A 19,232-nucleotide genomic window follows, 5' to 3' on the forward strand; every position below is an offset into this window, starting at 1 on the left:
GGCTCCCGCGCGCGGGCTACATCGGGGTGACGTACGCACCCGCGATGCCGCCGTCGACCAGGAACTCGGCGGCGTTGACGAAGGACGAGTCGTCACTGGCCAGGAACGCGACCGCGGCCGCGATTTCCTCCGGCTCGGCGAATCGGCCGACCGGGATGTGCACCAGCCGACGGGCCGCCCGCTCCGGGTCCTTGGCGAACAGCTCCTTGAGCAGCGGGGTGTTCACCGGCCCCGGGCACAGCGCGTTGACCCGGATGCCCTCCCGGGCGAACTGCACGCCCAGTTCCCGCGACATCGCGAGCACACCGCCCTTGGACGCGGTGTAGGAGATCTGCGAGGTCGCCGCGCCCATCACCGCCACGAAGGACGCGGTATTGATGATCGAGCCCCGGCCCTGTTCCCGCATGTACGGCAACGCGGCCTTGCAACACAGGAACACCGAGGTCAGGTTGACCTCTTGGACCCGGCGCCACGCGTCCAGGCCGGTGGTCAGGATCGAGTCGTCGTCGGGCGGCGAGATGCCCGCGTTGTTGAACGCGACGTCGACCGAACCGTAGGTGTCGAACGCGGTCTTGAACAGGGCCTCGACCTGCTCGGCGTCGGTGATGTCGACCCGCACGAAGAGCCCGCCGACCTCGTCGGCGGCGGCCTTGCCGGATGCCTCGTCGATGTCGGCGCACACCACGTTCGCGCCTTCGGAGGCCAGTCGCCGGGCGGAGGCCAGGCCGATACCGCTGCCCGCTCCGGTGACGACGGCGGTGCGGCCGACCAGGCGGCGGCACACGGGGGTCTGCTCGGTCACTCAACTCTCCTCGGTGCTGGTGGACGCGGTGCCGGTGGATCCGGTACCACAGGACTCGCTGCTGATGAACACGTTCTTGATCTCGGTGAAGGCCGCCAACGCGTCCGGACCCAGCTCACGGCCCAGCCCGGACTGCCCGAACCCGCCGAACGGGGTCGAATAGCGCACGCTGCTGTGCGAGTTGACGGACAGGTTCCCGGCCCGCACCGCCCGCGAGACGCGCAGCGCGCGACCGACGTCCCGCGTCCACAACGACCCGGACAGGCCGTACGCGGTGGCGTTGGCCAGCCGGATCGCGTCCGCCTCGTCGTCGAACGGCAGGACCACCGCGACCGGGCCGAAGATCTCCTCCACGGCCGTGCGATCCTCGGCGGACTCGGGCGTGAGCACCGTCGCCGGATACCAGAAGCCCTTGCCGGCGGGCGCCTCGCCGCGGATCGCCGCCGGCGCGTCCTGCGGTACGTAGGAGCGCACCCGCTCGCGATGCGCGGCGGAGATCAGCGGGCCCATCTGCGTGTCCGGGTCCCCGGGGTCGCCGACCCGGAAGGCCCGCACCGCCGGTTCGAGCAGGTCCATGAAGCGGTGGTAGACGTCGCGCTGCACCAGGATGCGGGTACGCGCGCAGCAGTCCTGTCCGGTGTTGTCCAGGAACGCGCCCGGCGCGGCGGCCGCGGCGGCCTCGATGTCCGCGTCGGCGAAGACGATGTTCGCGCTCTTGCCGCCCAGTTCGAGGGTGACCCGCTTGACCCCGGCGGCACACCTGGCCATGATGTCCCGGCCCACGGCGGTGGATCCGGTGAAGACCACCTTGGCCACGCCGGGGTGTTCCACCAGCGCCCGGCCGGCAACCGGGCCGGCTCCCGGCAACACCTGGAACAGGCCCTCGGGCAGCCCGGCGACCAGGCCCAGTTCGGCCAGCCGCAGGGCGCTCAGCGGGGTGGTCTCGGCGGGCTTGAGCATCACCGCGTTGCCGGCCGCGAGCGCGGGGGCCAGACCCCACGCGGCGATCGGCATCGGGAAGTTCCAGGGCGCGATCACCGCGACCACGCCGAGCGGCTCGTGGAAGGTGATGTCCAGGCCGCCGGCGACCGGGATCTGCCGGCCGGTCAGCCGTTCGACGCCGCCGGCCGCGTAGTCCAGCAGGTCGCGTACGTTGCCCGCCTCCCAGCGGGCGTTCCCGATCGGGTGGCCGGCCTCGCGTACCTCCAGTCGGGCGAGTTCCTCGACGTGCTCGTCCACGACGACGGCGAAGCGGCGCAACACGCGGGCCCGCTCGCCGGGCGCGAACGCCGCCCACTTCACGGCGGCGCGGCCCGCCCGGGCCACCGCCGCGTCGACGTCGTGCGCCGAACTCGCCCGGACGGTCGCGATGACCTCTTCGGTGGTGGGATCGAGGATGTCGTGCTGGTGCGGCCCGTCGGGGTCCGGTCGGTCGTGGCGTTCGTGCTGCTGGGACACCGCTTTGATCCTCACATGCGCTCGAAGGAGCGGAATCGCTCCCGGTCGGTCACTGCCGTGTCGTACGCGTCCTGTTCGACCTGCGCCGTGTGCAGGTGGTGGGCCACCACCTCGGCGCCGAAGGCGTGTTCGGCGATGGTCGAGGAGCCCCACGGCTCGGCGGCCCCGCCCGGCGTGCCGAGCACGTGCGGCGCGTCGCCGGTGTAGGCGTCGCCGGGTTCGAGTTCGTGCTCGATCCCGTGCAGGCCGGCCGCGATCATCGCGGCGACCGCGAGGTGGGGGTTGACGCCGCCGCCGGGAAGGCGGTTCTCGAAGCGGTGCGCGTGGCCCGCAGCGCACACGTGCGGTCGTCCGGCCCCCGGGCGACCTTCGACCCGCCCGGTGCCCAACACCGAGTGCTCGACGTTGTATCGGTTGGCCGGCGTCAGGCCGCGGTAGGCGCGGTCCCAGCCGGTCGCGTGCTTGTCCCTGAACAGGATGAACTCGAGTTCGGTGGCCGCGTGTGCGGGCCGGCCGTACTCGGCGAGCCGGCCGAGTCGGCGCCGCAGAATCTGCCGGGGCGAGGCCGCGACCGGGGAACCGTCGTGCCGCAACAGGTCCGCGTCGAGCTGCGCGGTGCCGGGATGCCACGGGGTGCGGCGCACGGTGGCCGGGTCGGGGCACATCACGAAGTCACCGTATCCGCGTTCCCGGGACGACATCGCGTAACCGGCCACCGTGTTCATGTCGGATGTCCGCCGCGAGCAGGTGGTCGCAGCCCTCGGCGCCGTGGGCGAGCGCGTCGTCCAGGCTCGGTGAACGCCGGGACCACCGTGTCGATTTCGCCGGTGTCGACGAGCGCGCAGTCCGTCGACGGACGGCGGGGGCGTTCGGTCTGCCAAGGGAGTGCTTCCTGTCGGTCCAACCGGAAGCCATAAGGTATGGCGGAGAACCATTGATTGGGAAGAGCTGGAGGGAGGGATCGTGGACGAGCAATCCGGGCCGGGCCCGAGCGACGGTCTGGCGCCGCTGTTGCGGCCGGTGCGGGTGGGCAACGGCTTCGAGGAGGCGCTGGAGCAGATCCTCCAGGTGATCCGATTGGGCCTGGTGTCCGAGGGCGACCGGCTGCCCTCCGAACGCGATCTGGCCGATCGGCTCGGGGTCAGCCGGGTGACCCTGCGCGAGGTGCTCAAGGTGTTGGCCGATCAGGGCATCGTGGAGAGCCGCCGGGGTCGCTACGGCGGCACGTTCGTGCACGAGCGCCCGGGGCCGGTCGGCGACGGGTCGGCCGCCGAGTTGCGCCGCCGGATCGCGACCGTGGACGTGGAGGACACGCTGCGCTTTCGCGAGGTGCTGGAGGTGGGTGCGGCCGGGCTGTGTGCGGCGCAGGGGCTGGACCGGGCCCAGGCCGTGCGGTTGCGGGAGGCGCTGGCGCAGACCCGGGACGCGCCGCTGGCCGAGTACCGACGGCGGGACACGCTGCTGCATCTGACCGTGGCCCGGTTGTCCGGCTCGCCGTCCCTGGCCGGGCAGTACGCGGCGGTACGGGCCACGGTGAACGACCTGCTTGACTGCATACCGCTGCTCGTACGTAATCTGGAACACTCGCAGCACCAGCACACCGCACTGGTCGAGGCGATCCTGGACGGCGATCCGGACGCGGCGGCCGAGGTGATGCGCGAGCACTGCGCCGGAACCGCAGCCCTGCTGCGCGGCTTCCTCGCCTGATCCGGGCGCCCCGGCCGCCGGCCGCACCCGCCGGCGCGAAGGACGTCCTCCACAGGCTTGCGCCGCGACGGCCTGTCGAGTAAAGGTGTGGTATCGAACCAATGATTGACCGCCGCAATCCCGAGGAACCGAGCGACCCTGTATGACCAAACCACTGATCGGTATCAGCACCTACCACGAGGAAACCGCCCGCTGGGGGGTGTGGCGGCTACCGGCGATGTTGCTCCCTGTCGACTATCCGACGCACTTCCAACGTGCGGGCGGCCTGGCGGTGCTGTTGCCGCCGGACGCCCCGGAGGCGGCGGCCGAGGCGGTGGCCCGGGTGGACGCCGTGGTGATCGCGGGTGGTCCGGACGTACGGCCCGCCCGTTACGGCGCCGAGCCGCATGCCCGAACCGGTGTCCCGGACGAGGCCCGGGACGCGTGGGAGAGCGCGTTGATCGAGGCGGCGCTGGCCTCGAACACACCGCTGCTGGGGATCTGCCGCGGCATGCAACTGCTCAACGTGGTGCTGGGCGGCACGCTGATCCAGCACGTGCCGGACGTGGTCGGCCACAGTGGGCACACCGGCCCGCCCGGCCGCATGGTGGCGCACGTCGTCACGCCGGTTCCCGGCACGCTGTTCGCTTCGCTGGGCACCGAGGCGTACGAGGTGCCGACCTACCACCACCAGGCGGTGGACCGGCTCGGCCGGGGCCTGGTGCCCGGTGCGCGGGCCTTGGACGGCCTCGTCGAGGCGGTGGAGCTGCCGGGCGAGACGTTCACGATGGGGGTCCAGTGGCATCCCGAGGCCGGAACGGACGCGCGGCTGGCCGACGCGCTGATCGCCGCCGCCCGCCGGCCGCGGCCGATGCCGGTGCCGGAGCCGATGTCGGAGCTGATTCCGGTGCCGGAGCCGATGTCGGAGCTGACGTCGGAGCTGATTCCAGTGCCGGAGCCGATGTCGGAGCTGACGTCGGAGGTACCGTCGGAGCCGATTCCGGTCTCGGAGCCGCTGTCGGAGCCGGCGGCCTGAGGCGCGCACCCGACGGTCGCATTCGCCCCCTCCTGGGGCCGGCGCACCGGCGATCCCGCGGCATCGCTCACCGCCGCGCCCGCCGCCGCCCCGGGCTCATCCGACGGGCGGTGGCGGAGCGGTCGGCCGATCGTGGGTGAGCAGGCCGTCCGCGAGCGGCGCGAGCCGGGCCGGCGCCTCGGCGTCGTCGGTCACGATCGGCTCGCCGGGCGCATCGCCACCGGCGAGCGCGAGCAGCCGCGGCCCGGGCCGATCGTCGACCAGTCCCAGCAGCAGATGGTGCACCGGCGTGTACGGCAACATGAAGCCCAGGTCGGGACGCCCCGGGGCGATCGCCTCCGGCAGCGCCGACTCGTCGGTCCGGCGGAGCCGCAGCGGCACGATCGGCCGGGTCGCGCCGGTGAGCGACTCGCGTTCGAGGCCCCCGATCACGGCATGCGGCTCGATCTCGCCGAGCGAACGGGCCAGCACCGCGAACGGTTCGTCCGCCCGCCCGGTGCGCTCGCGCAGCCGCGCCACCGCCTCCTCGTCGGCCGCGGCGCAGAGCAGGTGATAGCCGCCGATGCCCTTGACCGCCAGGATCTCCCCGTCGGCGAGCATCCGGCGCGCCTCGTCCACGGTGCCGAAGCCGATCGGGGCACCCTGCGCGTCGATCAGGGACAGCCGCGGCCCGCAGGCGTGGCACGAGAGGGAGGGTGTGCGAAAACGCCGGTCGCCGGGGTCGGCGTACTCCCGGGCGCAGTCCGCGCACATCGGGAAGTCCGCCATCGTGGTGTGCGCACGCTCGTAGGGCAGTGCGGTGGCGATGCCGATCCGGGGACCGCAGTCGGCGCACGTGATGAACGGATGCAGGTGGCGACGATCGGTGGGGTCGGCCAACTCGGCCAGACAGCGCGCGCACGTGGCGACGTCCGGCGGGATCCCCGCACGGCGCGCGGCACCCGGCTCCACCGACCCGGACGCCGCGGTCGTGCACGCGGTGTCGCCGCCGATCGCGGGTTCCTCGTCGGTGATCGCCGCGACCGCGACGGGCGCGGGCGGGTCGCTTTCGAGCCGGCGGCCGCCCGAGCCGTCGCCGGCCGCATGATCGTGCCCGTGCCCGGGTTCGTCGAATTCCACCGTCTCGTGCATCGGCTCTCCTGGTTCGCCGGTCCGGCACCTCGGCCCACCGGCTCGACGTGCCCGAGCCCGGGGCTCCATTACAGGCACCGTCGGTGATCCGTCCCGGCACCCACGCCGTGACCGCCTCCCGGCGTACACCATTCGCCGCAACCCGCGACTGGCCCGGTCCGGCGGATCCCGGTGGATCGGGCCGCGTCGTCCGGTGTCGGGCGGCGCGGGCCCACCGGGATCCGGCCTACGTCGTCACCGGGCTCACCACCGCCCGGTCCGCCGGGTCCAGGGACATCGTCGCCTCCAGGAGCGCCTCCAGCGCGGGGTCCGACCACGGGCGCACGGCGGCCAGTGGTGGACGATGCCGCCCGGTGGCGATGTCCTCCAGGATGTCGGCGGCGCCGATCCGCCCGCCGATCACCCGGTCGGTGGCCGGCGCCCGGCCCGTCCACGCCGCCCGGAACGAGGCGCCCAGGCTGTACAGCTCGGCGGCGTCGGTGAGGCGCACGTGGTGTCCGGGGCCGGTGTCCAGGAGTTGCCGGGCGATCTCGGGGGCCGTGGTCAGGTCCATCCCGCCCCGGTAGGGGACCGGCAACGGGAGCAGATCCGGGTGGTGGGTCAGATCGTGGTCGATGAACTCGATCCCGGCCCCCGGGGTGACCAGGATGTTCATCGGCTGGATGTCCCCGTGGTGCCAGCCCATCACATGCAACCGCGCCAGCGCCGCGAACGCCTGCCGGGCCAGCACGAACAATCGATCCGGGAGGCCGGGGCCGGTGCGCCGGGCCGACTCGCACCAACGCCACAGGGTCACCCCGGGGCGCCACTCGACCGCCGTCCACACGCCGTCGTCGACGTGCCCGTGCGCGCCGCCGACCGGATACAGGCCCTGCCCGCGCAGGATGGTCAACACGCGCGCCTCGTGGTGCAGCGACGCGGCGTCGGCCGGCCCCCTGGCCGTCTTGATCCGCCACCCTCCGGCCCGCCAGGCATGCGTGTGATGCGAGGTCAGCGGGCGTGGCCGGTCGGCGATGCCGAGGGTCTCCAACGCGGCGGCGAGCAGCGGATCCATGGTCACAGTCTGGCGGACGCGCAGGTTCCGATGGTGCCGCGCCGGGCCGGGCCCACGCACAGGGTGCGGGCGATCTGTGCCGAGATGGGCAGGCCGGTGGCACTCTCGATCCAGCCGAACTCGCCCACGCAGTTGGTCTCCAGATAGGTCCAGCCGGCCGAGGTGACCACGAAGTCCAGCGCGGCGTACGCCAATCCCAGGTCGCGCACGTGCTCGACGCAGGCCCTGGCGATCTCCGCCGGCGGATCGATCGCCCGGTATCGGGCCGCCTCCAGCGGGACGGCCCGCCAGTCGAGCGCGCCGTCCGTCGTGATCGCCGCGGCGAACACCCGGTCGTCCACGACGGTCACCCGCGCGTCGAACAGTCGATCCTCGACCAGGGCTTGCAGGTAGTGCAGGGTGCCGGCGATGCCGGTCAGATCATCGGAGAGGTGGATCCGGGTGGTCGGGATGAAGGTGGTGTGCCGTTGGGTGAGCGCCTTGACCACGACCTTGTCCCGGTGCGCCGCGATGAACGCGCGAGCCGCCTGCGGATCGCTGGTGAACAGCGTGTCCGGCACGGTGAATCCGTTGCGCGCGGCGGTCGCCAGTTGGGTGGGCTTGTGCAGCGAGGCCGCCACGACGGTGGGATCGTCGATCCACACCTTCAGCGGGTGGGCTCGCAACAGGCCCAGCAGTGCGGTGGTGTTCTCGTCCGCGCGCCAGCGTTCCTCGGCGCGGGCCAGTGCGTCCGGCCGGGTGGGTTTGCGCCAGTAGACCGCACAGCGCTCGTCCAGGGTCACCGACACCCGCCCCGAGGTCAGCACGGTGTGCCAACGGCCGGCGGCGAACCGGCCGGTGACCAACGGGCGTTCGCGCATGCGGCCCGGATCCAGGCGGAGCAGGGCCACGGGGCCGCCGAGGAGGTGCGCGGCCACCATGTCGGCGGTCAGATCCTCCTCGGTGGCCACGATCACGACGCTCGCGTCGCGATCAGTCATCCTTCTTGTATCCCCTGGGCTCCTGGGTTCCGGTGTAGGTGCCCGAGTCGACCGCGTGGATCAACAGCGTGCCGCCCGGGGTGACGTTGACGCACAGGTCGGGATCGTAGTGATGCCGGGGCAGTGCGGGCGCGGCTCGGGTGGGGACGGGGGCCCTGCGGCCGAGAATCAAGGGACCGGGCATGACCTCTCCTGACTGTGGGTGTCCGACGAACCCGAACGGTGCGTCATCTTCATCAACGCCCGGATGGGGCACATCAGTTGCACCTGCATGGCAAAAAGAGACGACCGACCCGGAGCAATCCCGGCCGAAGCCGTGCCGAACGGACGGGCGATCAACGGATCTGCGCGCAGGTGATCTCGACGACCAGGTCGAGATGTCGGCCGGCCATGCCGCGCGAGGCGGTCACCCCGAACGCGGTGCGATCGACGCGGGCGGTCGCCCGGACCGAGAACGCCCGGGGCAGCACGTCGATCGCCACTATCGACACCGGCACCGCTCGCGCGACACCCCGCACGGTGAGTGTGCCGGTCGGCATGTCACGGTCCAAGCGATCGGCGGCGAAGCTGATCGTGGGATGTCGGTCGGCGTCCAGGAAGCGGGCCGAACGCACCACCTTGTCCCGTGCCGCACTGGGCGAGGTGAAACTCGCCGCGTCGATCTCCACCCGCGCCCGGGAGGCGGCCGGTGGCTCCACGACGTCGATCGTCCCGGCCGAGATCGCGAAGCTCCCCCGGACCGGCAGCAGCCCGAAGACGTGCCTGGTCCGAAACGTGATGGTGGAGCCGGCCGGGTCGATCTCGTAGTGGCCCGGCCGGGGAGTGTCGGTCGCGTACTCTCGTCGGGTTTCCATGGATCCATTGCAGCGGGCGGCTCAGGCCGGCCGGTAGAGCCGATCGTCGTCGGCACAAGCGACGAAGTACGGGTCCTCGGCGAGGACATACGACTTTCGTAGGTTTCCGCTCGGCCGAAAGGCCGGCGGAGCACCCACCCCGATGGAGGCGACCTACCGTATGGCCGTGACCGACTGTCGATGGGACCAACGGCACCCGGTCGCCCTCGACGTCGGTTGGCGCTCTTCTTCGCGCCGCTCGACACCGCGGCGACCCTGTGGGGCCTGGTCTGGTGGCCGGCCCACCCCGGTCCGCTCGCCTGGACGATGCGGGCGGCCGAGGTACTCGCGGGCCCGGGCGAGGGCCGGTCCAACGCACAGATCGCGTCCCGCCTGTTCCTGTCGGAGGCCACCGTGAAGGGCTACGTCTCCCGACCGCTCGACAAACTCGGCTGCGCCAACCGCACCCAGGCGGGCCTGATCGCCCACGACGCGGGCACCTGACGCCCGGGTCGACCTGACAGGATGGCCGCATGCCCCTGGTGGAAGCGTCGGTCGAGGTCCCGGTCGATCCCGCGACGGCGTTCGCGATCTCCCAGACCACCGGCGCGGTGCGCCGACGGTGGGATCCGTTCATCCGCAGCCAACGCTTCCTGGACGGCGCGACCGAGCCGGGCAAGGGCGTCCGCACCCTCACCGTCCACCGGGCCGGCTTTCGGATGATCAGCGAATACGTCTCGTACCAACCGCCGACGAACGTGGGCATGCGGATGGTCGAGGGATCGTGGTTCTTCGCCAGGATGGGCGGCGGCCGGCGCTTCACCGCGATCCCGAACGACCCGAACCGCGCCCGAGCCGTCCGGCGCTACAACTTCACCTGCCACCCCCGCTGGTCGGCACCGATCGCCGAGCGCATCGGGACACTCGTGTTTCGACGCGAGATCGAGCACCGGATCGCCCGCTTCGCGCGCGCCTGACCCGGTCGTGCCGGCGGCGATCCGCGACGACCGGGTGCCTCCGGCGGGACGTGATCGAGCGGCGCCCGACTGAGCGACGAGGTGCCCCCGGCGCGGGCGGCGCGGCCGATCAGGTGCCGCCGCCTGCGGCGGATGCGCCGCCGGCCAGGCGTTCCTCCAGGCGCTTGCCCTCGATGTCGGGGTCGGGGACGTATTTGGCGAACCACTGCGGGTGGTACCAGAGCTTGGCGCGGACGATCGCCATCGTCGCCGGGACCAGGGTCAGCCGGACCACGAAGGCGTCCAGGAAGACACCGACCGCGAAGCTGAAGCCGATCGCCTTGATGGTCGGATCGTCGGTGAACATGAAGGCGACGAAGATCGCGAACATGATCAGCGCGGCCGCCGTCACCACCCGCGCGGACAGTGCGGTGCCGCGCGCGACCGCACCGCGCGCATCGCCCGTGGTGGTGAAGTCCTCCTTGATCCGGGAGACGACGAACACCTCGTAGTCGCTGGACAATCCGAAGATGATCGCGAGCATCAGGATCGGCAGGAAGCTGATCGTCTCGGTCGGGGTGATGCCGAAGATGTGCTCGCCCCAGCCCCATTGGAACATCGCAACCTGGGCGCCGAAGGCCGCCCCGACCGACAGCAGGAAGCCGATGATCGACGTGATCGGCACCAGGATGGTCCGAAACGCGAGGGTGAGCAGCACGAACGCCAGCCCGATCACCACGATCAGGAACACCGGCAGCGCGGCGGAGAGCTTGGCGGACACGTCGATGTTGGACGCGGTACTGCCGCCGACCAGGATCGGGGCGCCGACGCCGGCCTCGATCGCCGCACGGTTGTCCCGAATGTGGTGCACCAGGTCGGCGGTGGCGCCGGAGTTGGGCCCGGTCGTGGGAATCACCCGGACCACGGCGACCTGGTCGTTCGTGGCGAGCGGGCCTGCCGCCGCCACGTCCGGCTGCTGTTTGAGCGCGGTCACCAGGTTCTGCATACCGGTCTGATTCACCGGCCCGTCGGCGACCACCAGGAGGGGCCCGTTGAACCCGGGTCCGAAGCTCGCCGCGGTCAGGTCGTAGGCCTTGCGTTGGGTGGAGGACTTCGGTTGCGAGGCGCCGCTGGGCAGCCCCAGTTCCATGCTCGTCGCCGGGATCGCCAGCACGAGCAACAGGCCGATACCGACGACCAGCATCGGGATCCGGAAGCGCACCACGAAACGTGCCCAGGACGCGCCGAAGGTCCGGGCCGGTTCGGTCGCGGTGATCCGCGCAACCTCCTCGTGGTGCCCGGGCCGCAGGCGCGTGTCGATGAACGAGACGACCTTGGGTCCGGCGAAGCCCAGGATCGCGGGCAGCAGGGTGAGCGCGATCAGCAACGCGACCGCCACCGCCGCGGCGGCGCACAAGCCCATCACGGTCAGGAACGGGATGCCCACGACGGCCAGCCCGCACAGGGCGATGACGACGGTGAGGCCGGCGAAGACCACCGAGCTGCCGGCGGTGCCCAGGGCCAGGGCCCCGGACTCCTCGACGGCCATCCCGCCGATCAGATTGTTGCGGTGTCTGAACAGGATGAAGAGTCCGTAGTCGATGCCGCAGGACAACCCGAGCATCAGCGCCACCGTGGTGGACGCGGACGCGATGGTCACCACCGACGCGACGGCGGTCACGCCCATCAGGACGACCACCACACCGATGATCGCGGTGACGATCGGCACGCCGGCGGCCACCACCGCGCCGAACGTGATCAGCAGGATGACCAGCGCGATCGCCAGACCGATGACCTCCGGCAATTCGGAGGGGGTGATCCGCCAGCCCGGGTACACACTGCCCGAGTACTCGACCTCGACCCCGGCCTGCCGAGCCGGTGCCACCGCGTCCTTCAGCGCGTCCAGGGTGGAGTCCTCGACGTCGGCCGGCTGCACGGAGTACTGCACCCAGCCGAGCGCGACCTGCTGGTCCGGTGCCACCCCCTGATCGGTGAACGGGTCGGACACCGACACCACTTGCGGCACCGTCCGCAACTGGGCGACGGCCGCCTCGATGCCGGCCTGCGGACCCTGGTCGGTGACCTTGGCCGTGCCCTTCGCGGCGAACACCACCTGGGTCTGGGCGCCGCCGAGCGCAGGCAGCTTCTCGTTCAGCAGGTCGGTCGTACGCTGCGACTCGGTCCCGGGGATCGTGAACGTGTCGTCGGTCTTGCCCCCGCTCACCGTCGCGAGCACGACGGCGGCCACCGCAACGGCCAGCCACACCGCCAACACGAGGCGCCGATGCCGAAACGCCCATTGCCCCAGCCGGAACAGATAGGTGGACAAGCCGCTTCCCTCCGCACCGACCGACAGGCCGCAACCCCTGCACGGACCGCCACACGACGCCCCGCACCCGCATTCCTGATTCGCCCATATTTTCCCTGTTTCGCCCCATCGATCCGCGTCGACGCGCCGACGAACCCGAGGCCGGCGCCGAACCGAACGGCGCGTCGGAGGGCCGGACGAGCCCGCGCCCACGTCGGGGCCGGAACACCGCGGGGGTGGTCTTCGTGGTTGTATCGAGCGGACGTCCGACTCCCGATGGGAAGACCATTGCCCCTGCCCGGCCCGGATTCGACCCGGCGAGCCCTCGGTGCGGTCCGGAACTGGCTGGTTTCGGCTCCCGGTACCTATCTCTGGCTGCTGATCCTCCATGTGACGACGGCCGATCTGTATGTGCGGCTGACCGCCGACGAGCGCATCACCTTCCTACGGCACCGGAGCACGAACCTGCACAACCTCGACGTCGCGCCGCTGCGGGTGTTGGTGGCCAGCGCCGTGTGGGACCAGGGGATGCATCTGCTCAAGTTCACCGTGATGTTCACCGTGTTGTGCGCGGTCGCCGAGCGGTGGATCGGGACTCGGCGATGGCTGGCCGTGGTCGCCCTCGGGCACGTGGGCGCCACCCTCGTCAGCCAGGCGATCGTGCTGGCGCAGATCCACGCCGGCACCCTGCCGCAAAGTACGCGGTTCCAACTGGACGTCGGCCCCAGCTACGGATACATGGCCGTCGCGGGGCTGCTCTGCTACCGGATCGTCGGACCGTGGCGCCTGCCCTACTTCGCGGGCCTGGCCCTGTACGTCGTCCTACCGCTGCTCGTCCACCGCGACTTCACCGCGATCGGACACCTCAGCGCGGTATTGATCGGGCTGTGCTGCCGCCGGCTCACGCGCGGACGACCGAAGTGGGACTCGGGGGCGTGGTGGCGCGCGACACGTCCGCGCCTCGACCCGCGCCTCGTGCTCGCGAAGCGGTGACGAGACACGACGTCGCACCATGCCGTTAATGGGATTTTTGTCCGAAATGAACGGCTAATCTCCCTGCATGCACGCATGGAATGGCAGGTCCCAGCCCCTCGGCGCCACCTTCGACGGCTCGGGCACCAACTTCGCGGTGTTCTCCGAGGTCGCCGAGCGTGTCGAGCTCGCGCTGATCGACGACGACGGCACCGAACGGCGGGTGCCGCTGCCCGAGGTGGACGGCTTCGTGTGGCACGGGTACCTGCCCGGCGTCGGTCCGGGCACACGCTACGGGTATCGCGTCCACGGACCGCACGATCCCGACCGCGGGCATCGTTGCAACCCCGCGAAGATCCTGATCGACCCCTACGCCAGGGCGATCGACGGCACCACCGACGGCGACCCGTCGCTGCTCGACTACCGCCCCGAGGCCCGGGATCAACAGAACACGTCGGACAACCTGGGTCACACCATGTTGTCGGTGGTGACCGATTCGACCTTCGACTGGGGCGACGACCGCAGCCCGAACCGGCCGTACCACGAGACGGTGATCTACGAGGCGCACGTCAAGGGCATGACCCGCACCCATCCCGACGTCCCGGAACACCGACGCGGCACCTACGCCGGCCTCGCCCACCCCGCCGTGATCGAGCACCTGACCACCCTCGGCGTCACCGCGATCGAGTTGATGCCGGTACACCAGTTCGTCCAGGACGGCTCGCTGCTCGACCGAGGGTTGTCGAACTACTGGGGCTACAACACCATCGGCTTCCTCGCCCCGCACAACGCCTACTCGTCCTCCGGGACCCGAGGCGAACAGGTCACCGAGTTCAAGGCGATGGTCAAGGCCCTGCACGCGGCCGGGATCGAGGTCATCCTCGACGTCGTCTACAACCACACCGCCGAGGGCAACGAACTGGGCCCGACCCTGTCCTTCCGCGGCATCGACAACGCCTCGTACTACCGTCTGGTGGACGACGATCCGGCGCACTACTACGACACCACCGGCACCGGGAACAGCCTGCTGATGCGCCACCCCAACGTGCTCCAGTTGATCATGGACTCGCTGCGCCACTGGGTCACCGAGATGCACGTCGACGGCTTCCGCTTCGATCTGGCGGCCACCCTGGCCCGGCAGTTCCACGAGGTGGACCGGCTCTCCGCGTTCTTCGACCTGGTCCAGCAGGATCCGGTGGTCAGCCGGGTCAAGTTGATCGCCGAGCCGTGGGATCTGGGCGAAGGCGGCTACCAGGTGGGCAACTTCCCACCGCTGTGGAGCGAGTGGAACGGCAAGTACCGGGACTGTGTACGCGACTTCTGGCGCGGTACGGACGGCGTGTTGCCCGAGTTCGCGGCCCGGCTGACCGGTTCCTCCGACCTGTACACGAGCGAGCATCGCAGGCCGCTCGCGGGCGTCAACTTCGTCACCGCACACGACGGCTTCACCCTGCGCGACCTGGTGTCGTACAACGGCAAGCACAACCGGGCCAACGGCGAACAGGGCCGCGACGGCGCCGACGACAACCGCTCGTGGAACTCCGGCGCCGAGGGCGACACCGACGACCCGAGCGTGTGCGCGCTGCGCGAGCGCCGCCAACGCAACCTGCTCACCACGCTGTTCGTCGCGCAGGGTGTGCCAATGATCGCGCACGGCGACGAACTCGGCCGCAGCCAGCAGGGCAACAACAACGTGTACTGCCAGGACAACGAGATCGCGTGGATGGACTGGGCCCGGGCCGCCGCCGACCCGGCCCGCCGGAACCTGCTGGAGTTCACCCGCGGCCTGGTCCGACTCCGCGCCGCGCACCCGGTGTTGCGCCGCCGGCGCTTCTTCCGCGGCGACGGCGCCGACGGCCCGGCCGACCTGCTGTGGTTCCGCCCGGACGGCGCGGAGATGACCGGGGCGGACTGGAACCGCCCCGACGCCCGCTCGGTGGTGGTCTTCCTCAACGGGGACGCCATCTCCGAACGCGACGCACGAGGCGGGCCGATCGTCGACGACTCGTTCCTGTTCGTGCTCAACGCCCACTACGAGGGCATCGAGGTCCGCATCCCGGTCCTGCGCGACGGGGGCGACGTGTGGCACGTCGCGGTCGACACCGCCGACCCGGACGGCGCCGACGAGGTGGAGGTCAAGGCGGGCGGCGTCCGGACCGTGCGGGCGCACAGCGCCCTCGTCCTGATCCGGCGCCGCCACCCCGAATGAGCGCGGCCCGCGTCGCCTCGCCGCCGGGCTTCCGCACGGCGGGGCGACGCGGACCGGCCGCCGATCAGTCCCGGTTCGACGGGTGGAGCGTACCGGCGTAACGGCGGGTGAACCCGTCCGCCGCCGCGACCGTGACGTCGTAGCGGCCGTGCGCGTCGGTCGGCCACGTCACGGTGTCCCGGTCCCGGGCGCCGACCCACTGATCCCGGGCCGTGCCGCCGAAGTCGTTCGGCGTGATGGTGAACCGCAGGTCGGTGTCACCCTCGTTGCCCAGCCGCAGTTCCACCCGGCCCGCGTCGGGCCGCCGACCGTGCAGCGTGGCCCGGACCGAGGGCACGGCGATGTCGCGCTGCGGGTCGCGGACCACGGTGCCGGCGAAGCGCCGGACGAAGCCGTCCGCACCGTGCACGCTGAAGTCGTAGACGCCGTCGGTGCCGGCCGCGTCCCACACGTAGGTCGCGCTCTTGCCCGGTGCGACGGTGAACGGGGTGCCCGCGAACGGGAGCACGATGTTGGGGAACACGGTGAAGTGATAGGTCACCGTGCCCTCGTTGGCCAGCGTGCACTGCACCCGGCCGGTCTTGCGGTCGACGGTGACATCCCCCCAGGGACGGTACGGCAGCGGCCGATGCGGGCGGTAACCGGGTTCCTGGGTGGGCACCTGCTGGGCGCCCGCCGCCGGCAGTTTGACGCCGGGCAGCGCCTTGGCCGCGTCCGCCTTGGCGATCAAGGGGTTGGTGTCCGGCAGCGCCGGAATCGTGTAGTCGGGGCGGGTGAAGTCGAAGCACGAGGTGAGGTCGCCGCAGACCGCGCGGCGCCAGGCGGAGATGTTGGGTTCGTTCACCCCGGTCACCGTCTCCAGGAAGCGCAGCACCGAAGTGTGGTCGGCCACCTGGGAGTTGACCTGACCGCCGCGGCTCCAGGGCGAGGCGATCCACAGCGGTACGCGCGAGCCCAGGCCGATCGGCCGGCCGCCGACGAACTCCTCGGGGGTGCCCGGCTCGGGCATCGGCGGCACCACGTGGTCGAAGTAGCCGTCGTTCTCGTCGTACATCAGCAGGAACACGGTGTGCTTCCACACCTCGGGGTTGGCGAACATCGACTGCATCGCGGTGTTCACCCAGTGCGCGCCGTAGTTGGGCCCGGCGTCCGGGTGTTCGCTGAACAGGTAGGGCGCGACCAACCAGGAGACGGTGGGCAGCGTGCCGTCCTTGCAGTGCGCGTCGAACGCGGTCAGGTCCCACTTGGTCATCGCGTTGATGTAACGCGGGTCGTCCTTGGGGAAGTTGTGGAACTGCTTGAAGTAGGACAGGCCGTTGTCGTCGTAGTCGCCGTAGCGCTCGTCCTTGCTCGGGTTGTGGTAGACGCGCCAGCTCACCCCGGCTGCGGACAACCGCTCGGCGTAGGTGGTCCAGTCGGCGACCGGGTTGTCGGTGACGGGGGTGTTGTCGGTCCACGGGCCGGTGGTGCCGTCCCGGCCGGGTCCGGCGGTGCCCGACCACAGGTAGAGCCGGTTCGGGTCGGTGGGGCCGTTGAGCGAGGTGAAGTAGGCGTCGCAGACCGTGAACGCGTCGGCGAGGGCGTACTGGTACGGGATGTCCTCGCGGGTGAAGTAGCCCATCGAGCGTTCGCCCTTGGCCGCGACCCAGCGGTTCTGCGCACCGTTGTTGACCGCGGTGTGGCCGGTGCTCCAGTCGTGCGGGAGGCCGCCGGCGTTCTGCGCGTTGTACTTGGTGGAGTCCATCCGATACGGCAACAGGTAGCCGCCGTCGGTGCGGCCGGGGTGCGGCTGGCGGAACACGTCGTCGCCGTTCGGCAACACCAGGCCCTGGCGGTCGGCGAAGCCGCGCACGCCGGCGAGGGCGCCGAGGTAGTGGTCGAAGCTGCGGTTCTCCTGCATCAGGATCACCACGTGCCGAACGTCCTTGATACTGCCGGGCTTCGGCCGACGGGCGGCGTCCGCGGCGGGATCGGGTGTCGGGTCGGCGTACGCGGGGGTCGCGGTGAAGCCCACCGCGCCGGCCGCGCCGACGGCGGCGGAGGCGCCCACGAAGGAGCGGCGGCTGAACTCGGTCATGACGAAACGGTCCTTTTCGGAAGGGGAGGGGACGCGGGTCAGGCGCGCAGCGTGAAGGTGGCGACGGCGGCGGCGTGGTCGCTGGGCCAGCCGTTGCCGGCGGTGCCCGGGATCGGCTTGGGCCAGCCGGTGACCAGGCTGTGCGCCTCCTCGGCGGACAGCGGTCCGGCGGTGTGCAGCGCGTCGATCCGGTCCTGCGGTTGGGTCGGGTCCACCGGCGACCAGGTGTTGCCGGGCTCGCGCGCCGGGTCGTGGTGTCGGTCACGGAACACGTCGGCCAGTCGGGCCTGTTCGAGCAGTTGGGTGACCGGCCAGCGCACCGGCCCGGACGTCCCGTGCGCGCCGGCGGTGCGGGCGGTCCAGTCCAGGTGCGAGGGCGAGGACAGGGCGCCCGCGAGCAGTACCGGGGTGTCCCGGGCGGCCCGCAGGTCGGGCGCCATCGCCGCGACCAGGGCTCCGGCCTGGCGGTAGCGCAGGCTCGCCCGTTCGGCCGCCTCGGCCTGCGCGGGGGTGCGGCCGCGCCGAATCCCGATCGGCCCGTAGTCCCCCTCGTCCAGGCGCGTGGTCCACACCCGGACGGCACGCACCCCGGGCGCCCGCACGGTCGCCGCCACCGCCGGCAGCTCGGCGCTCGCCGGGCGCGGGTCGGTGAGCGGGTGCCGGCTGATCAGCGCGAGTCCGGCCGGGTCCTCGTGGACCGCCCAACCCAGCGCCTGGGCCACCGCCTTGCCCAGCACGCCGCCGGTGTCCTGCAACGCCAGGACGTCCAGCTCCTGGGTCAGCGCGAGCCGCAACACCTTGGTCACCGCGCCGTCCACGTGCTTGCCCGCGTCCCACGCGTCGAGGCCGGCGACCTTGAGCGTGACGGCGCGCGCGTTGCGCCGGACCGGTATCTGCACGGTGAGCTGCGAGGTGGCGCCGGTCGCGCCGTCGCGGCCTTCGACCACGAGGACGCCCGGCCGGCGCGCGCCGGTGCGCGGGGCCTCGGCGGTGACCACGCCGTCGGTACCGACGCCGAGCCACCCGTCGCCGCCGCGGGCCCGGAAGGTGACGCCCTGGCCGGACTGTTGCCCGTTCGAGGCGGTCCACAGCCCGGCCAGGCGCACGGTCGCGGTCTCCCCCGGGGCGATCGCCGCACCGGTGACGGTGTCCACCGCGAACCGGGGCCGGGGCGGCACCGGCCGCACCGCGAAACCGAACGGCGTGGTCTGCGCCAGGATGCCGTAGCCGTCCTTGGCCAACAGGTAGGCGGTGTAGGGGCCATCCGTAAGGCCCTGCGTGTCGATGGTCACCTCGCCCTCGGCGGTGGTGACGTACTTCCAGGCCAACGACCCCCCGCTGCCCGGCTGCCGAGCCCCGTCGTAGACCCCGACCCAGTTCTTCGCGTGCGGCGCGTCGGTGGCGAACCGAAAGGTCAGCGCATCACCCTCCTTCGGCACGGTGGGACGCAGAAGAGTGAGCAAACTCCCTGACATATCGTCAATTCCTTTCCACAACAGAGGCGGCGACGTCGAGACGGAGAACGGCACCCGAGCACCCGAGCACCCGAGCCGAGGCCGGGACCGGCGGAGCCGACGACTACGGGGCGAACCGGCGTGCGCGCGGTGCAACTGCGCCCGCTCGTGGGCGAACTCGGGACCTGGGAGTCGTGTCCGGAACAGGGCCGACGGTGATCGAGATGTTGCGGCCACGGAAGGTGGGCACGGAAATGCTCCAGGCGGAAGTCGAGT

Annotated in this window: 14 protein-coding genes and 3 pseudogenes; 6 read left to right on the forward strand and 11 right to left on the reverse strand. The window is 71.5% G+C overall.

Translation table 11 applies throughout. From position 1 onward, the window contains the following. Nucleotides 1-16 precede the first annotated feature (16 nt). From ACFXMF_RS26925 to ACFXMF_RS26935, 3 genes and pseudogenes are all read right to left on the reverse strand, one after another. Nucleotides 17-802: a 3-oxoacyl-ACP reductase gene (locus ACFXMF_RS26925; RefSeq protein ID WP_379990409.1), complete on the reverse strand. Its 786-nt coding sequence runs from the start codon at nucleotides 800-802 to the stop codon at nucleotides 17-19. After that, entirely contained in the window at nucleotides 803-2,260 is a 1,458-nt protein-coding gene (locus tag ACFXMF_RS26930; RefSeq protein ID WP_379990408.1) for an aldehyde dehydrogenase family protein, read from the reverse strand. A gap of 11 nt (nucleotides 2,261-2,271) precedes the next feature. Continuing rightward, a pseudogene (locus ACFXMF_RS26935) lies at nucleotides 2,272-3,141 on the reverse strand (hypothetical protein). An 82-nt stretch (nucleotides 3,142-3,223) separates the two neighbouring features. Here ACFXMF_RS26935 and ACFXMF_RS26940 point away from each other — a divergent pair. Further along, nucleotides 3,224-3,967: an FCD domain-containing protein gene (locus tag ACFXMF_RS26940; protein WP_360320879.1), complete on the forward strand. Its 744-nt coding sequence runs from the start codon at nucleotides 3,224-3,226 to the stop codon at nucleotides 3,965-3,967. A 142-nt stretch (nucleotides 3,968-4,109) separates the two neighbouring features. Further along, a pseudogene (locus ACFXMF_RS26945) lies at nucleotides 4,110-4,826 on the forward strand (gamma-glutamyl-gamma-aminobutyrate hydrolase family protein); the annotation flags it as partial. Between the two features lie 252 nt (nucleotides 4,827-5,078). Here the strand turns inward: ACFXMF_RS26945 and ACFXMF_RS26950 are convergent. From ACFXMF_RS26950 to ACFXMF_RS26970, 5 genes are all read right to left on the reverse strand, one after another. After that, on the reverse strand, nucleotides 5,079-6,113 hold the full coding sequence (locus ACFXMF_RS26950) for a Sua5/YciO/YrdC/YwlC family protein (protein ID WP_360320876.1): 1,035 nt from the start codon (nucleotides 6,111-6,113) through the stop codon (nucleotides 5,079-5,081). A gap of 226 nt (nucleotides 6,114-6,339) precedes the next feature. Further along, a complete protein-coding gene (locus tag ACFXMF_RS26955) occupies nucleotides 6,340-7,167 on the reverse strand; it encodes a phosphotransferase (RefSeq protein ID WP_360320873.1) in 828 nt (275 codons plus the stop codon). Nucleotides 7,168-7,169: 2 nt separating this feature from the next. Then, nucleotides 7,170-8,147, reverse strand: coding sequence for a hypothetical protein (locus ACFXMF_RS26960; RefSeq protein ID WP_360320870.1), 978 nt, complete (start codon nucleotides 8,145-8,147; stop codon nucleotides 7,170-7,172). After that, the gene (locus tag ACFXMF_RS26965) at nucleotides 8,140-8,331 is read right to left on the reverse strand and encodes a hypothetical protein (protein ID WP_360320867.1); all 192 of its coding nucleotides are present in this window, start codon (nucleotides 8,329-8,331) and stop codon (nucleotides 8,140-8,142) included. Before ACFXMF_RS26965 ends, ACFXMF_RS26960 begins: the two co-directional genes overlap by 8 nt. A 151-nt stretch (nucleotides 8,332-8,482) precedes the next feature. After that, a complete protein-coding gene (locus tag ACFXMF_RS26970; protein ID WP_360320864.1) occupies nucleotides 8,483-9,001 on the reverse strand; it encodes a YceI family protein in 519 nt (172 codons plus the stop codon). Nucleotides 9,002-9,304: 303 nt separating this feature from the next. Between ACFXMF_RS26970 and ACFXMF_RS26975 the strand changes: the two are divergent. Together ACFXMF_RS26975 and ACFXMF_RS26980 are read left to right on the forward strand one after the other, a co-directional pair. After that, nucleotides 9,305-9,484, forward strand: a pseudogene (locus tag ACFXMF_RS26975) (response regulator transcription factor); the annotation flags it as partial. A gap of 29 nt (nucleotides 9,485-9,513) precedes the next feature. Next, complete coding sequence (locus tag ACFXMF_RS26980; RefSeq protein WP_360320861.1) at nucleotides 9,514-9,957, forward strand: SRPBCC family protein; 444 nt, start codon at nucleotides 9,514-9,516, stop codon at nucleotides 9,955-9,957. A 109-nt stretch (nucleotides 9,958-10,066) separates the two neighbouring features. Here ACFXMF_RS26980 and ACFXMF_RS26985 read toward each other — a convergent pair whose 3' ends face one another. Further along, on the reverse strand, nucleotides 10,067-12,265 hold the full coding sequence (locus tag ACFXMF_RS26985; RefSeq protein WP_360320858.1) for an MMPL family transporter: 2,199 nt from the start codon (nucleotides 12,263-12,265) through the stop codon (nucleotides 10,067-10,069). Nucleotides 12,266-12,520: 255 nt separating this feature from the next. On the opposite strand from ACFXMF_RS26985, the gene ACFXMF_RS26990 reads away from it, so the two are divergent. Together ACFXMF_RS26990 and glgX are read left to right on the forward strand one after the other, a co-directional pair. Continuing rightward, on the forward strand, nucleotides 12,521-13,237 hold the full coding sequence (locus ACFXMF_RS26990) for a rhomboid-like protein (RefSeq protein WP_360320855.1): 717 nt from the start codon (nucleotides 12,521-12,523) through the stop codon (nucleotides 13,235-13,237). 67 nt (nucleotides 13,238-13,304) lie between these two features. Continuing rightward, the gene (gene glgX, locus ACFXMF_RS26995; RefSeq protein ID WP_379990407.1) at nucleotides 13,305-15,425 is read left to right on the forward strand and encodes a glycogen debranching protein GlgX; all 2,121 of its coding nucleotides are present in this window, start codon (nucleotides 13,305-13,307) and stop codon (nucleotides 15,423-15,425) included. 64 nt (nucleotides 15,426-15,489) lie between these two features. Here glgX and ACFXMF_RS27000 read toward each other — a convergent pair whose 3' ends face one another. Together ACFXMF_RS27000 and ACFXMF_RS27005 are read right to left on the reverse strand one after the other, a co-directional pair. Continuing rightward, the gene (locus tag ACFXMF_RS27000) at nucleotides 15,490-17,502 is read right to left on the reverse strand and encodes a phosphocholine-specific phospholipase C (protein ID WP_379990406.1); all 2,013 of its coding nucleotides are present in this window, start codon (nucleotides 17,500-17,502) and stop codon (nucleotides 15,490-15,492) included. Between the two features lie 38 nt (nucleotides 17,503-17,540). Then, the gene (locus ACFXMF_RS27005) at nucleotides 17,541-18,977 is read right to left on the reverse strand and encodes a hypothetical protein (protein WP_360320847.1); all 1,437 of its coding nucleotides are present in this window, start codon (nucleotides 18,975-18,977) and stop codon (nucleotides 17,541-17,543) included. Nucleotides 18,978-19,232: the final 255 nt, after the last annotated feature.

Source organism: Embleya sp. NPDC059213 (genome assembly GCF_042754445.1).
Classification (GTDB): domain Bacteria; phylum Actinomycetota; class Actinomycetes; order Streptomycetales; family Streptomycetaceae; genus Embleya.

What these genes read in the sequence shown, in the direction of transcription:
- ACFXMF_RS26960 (WP_360320870.1), bottom strand. Translation starts at nt 8,147, where the DNA reads ATGACTGATCGCGACGCGAGCGTCGTGATCGTGGCCACCGAGGAGGAT.
- glgX (WP_379990407.1), top strand. Translation starts at nt 13,305, where the DNA reads ATGCACGCATGGAATGGCAGGTCCCAGCCCCTCGGCGCCACCTTCGAC.
- ACFXMF_RS26970 (WP_360320864.1), bottom strand. Translation starts at nt 9,001, where the DNA reads ATGGAAACCCGACGAGAGTACGCGACCGACACTCCCCGGCCGGGCCAC.
- ACFXMF_RS27005 (WP_360320847.1), bottom strand. Translation starts at nt 18,977, where the DNA reads ATGTCAGGGAGTTTGCTCACTCTTCTGCGTCCCACCGTGCCGAAGGAG.
- ACFXMF_RS26980 (WP_360320861.1), top strand. Translation starts at nt 9,514, where the DNA reads ATGCCCCTGGTGGAAGCGTCGGTCGAGGTCCCGGTCGATCCCGCGACG.
- ACFXMF_RS26950 (WP_360320876.1), bottom strand. Translation starts at nt 6,113, where the DNA reads ATGCACGAGACGGTGGAATTCGACGAACCCGGGCACGGGCACGATCAT.
- ACFXMF_RS26955 (WP_360320873.1), bottom strand. Translation starts at nt 7,167, where the DNA reads ATGGATCCGCTGCTCGCCGCCGCGTTGGAGACCCTCGGCATCGCCGAC.
- ACFXMF_RS27000 (WP_379990406.1), bottom strand. Translation starts at nt 17,502, where the DNA reads ATGACCGAGTTCAGCCGCCGCTCCTTCGTGGGCGCCTCCGCCGCCGTC.
- ACFXMF_RS26965 (WP_360320867.1), bottom strand. Translation starts at nt 8,331, where the DNA reads ATGCCCGGTCCCTTGATTCTCGGCCGCAGGGCCCCCGTCCCCACCCGA.
- ACFXMF_RS26990 (WP_360320855.1), top strand. Translation starts at nt 12,521, where the DNA reads ATGGGAAGACCATTGCCCCTGCCCGGCCCGGATTCGACCCGGCGAGCC.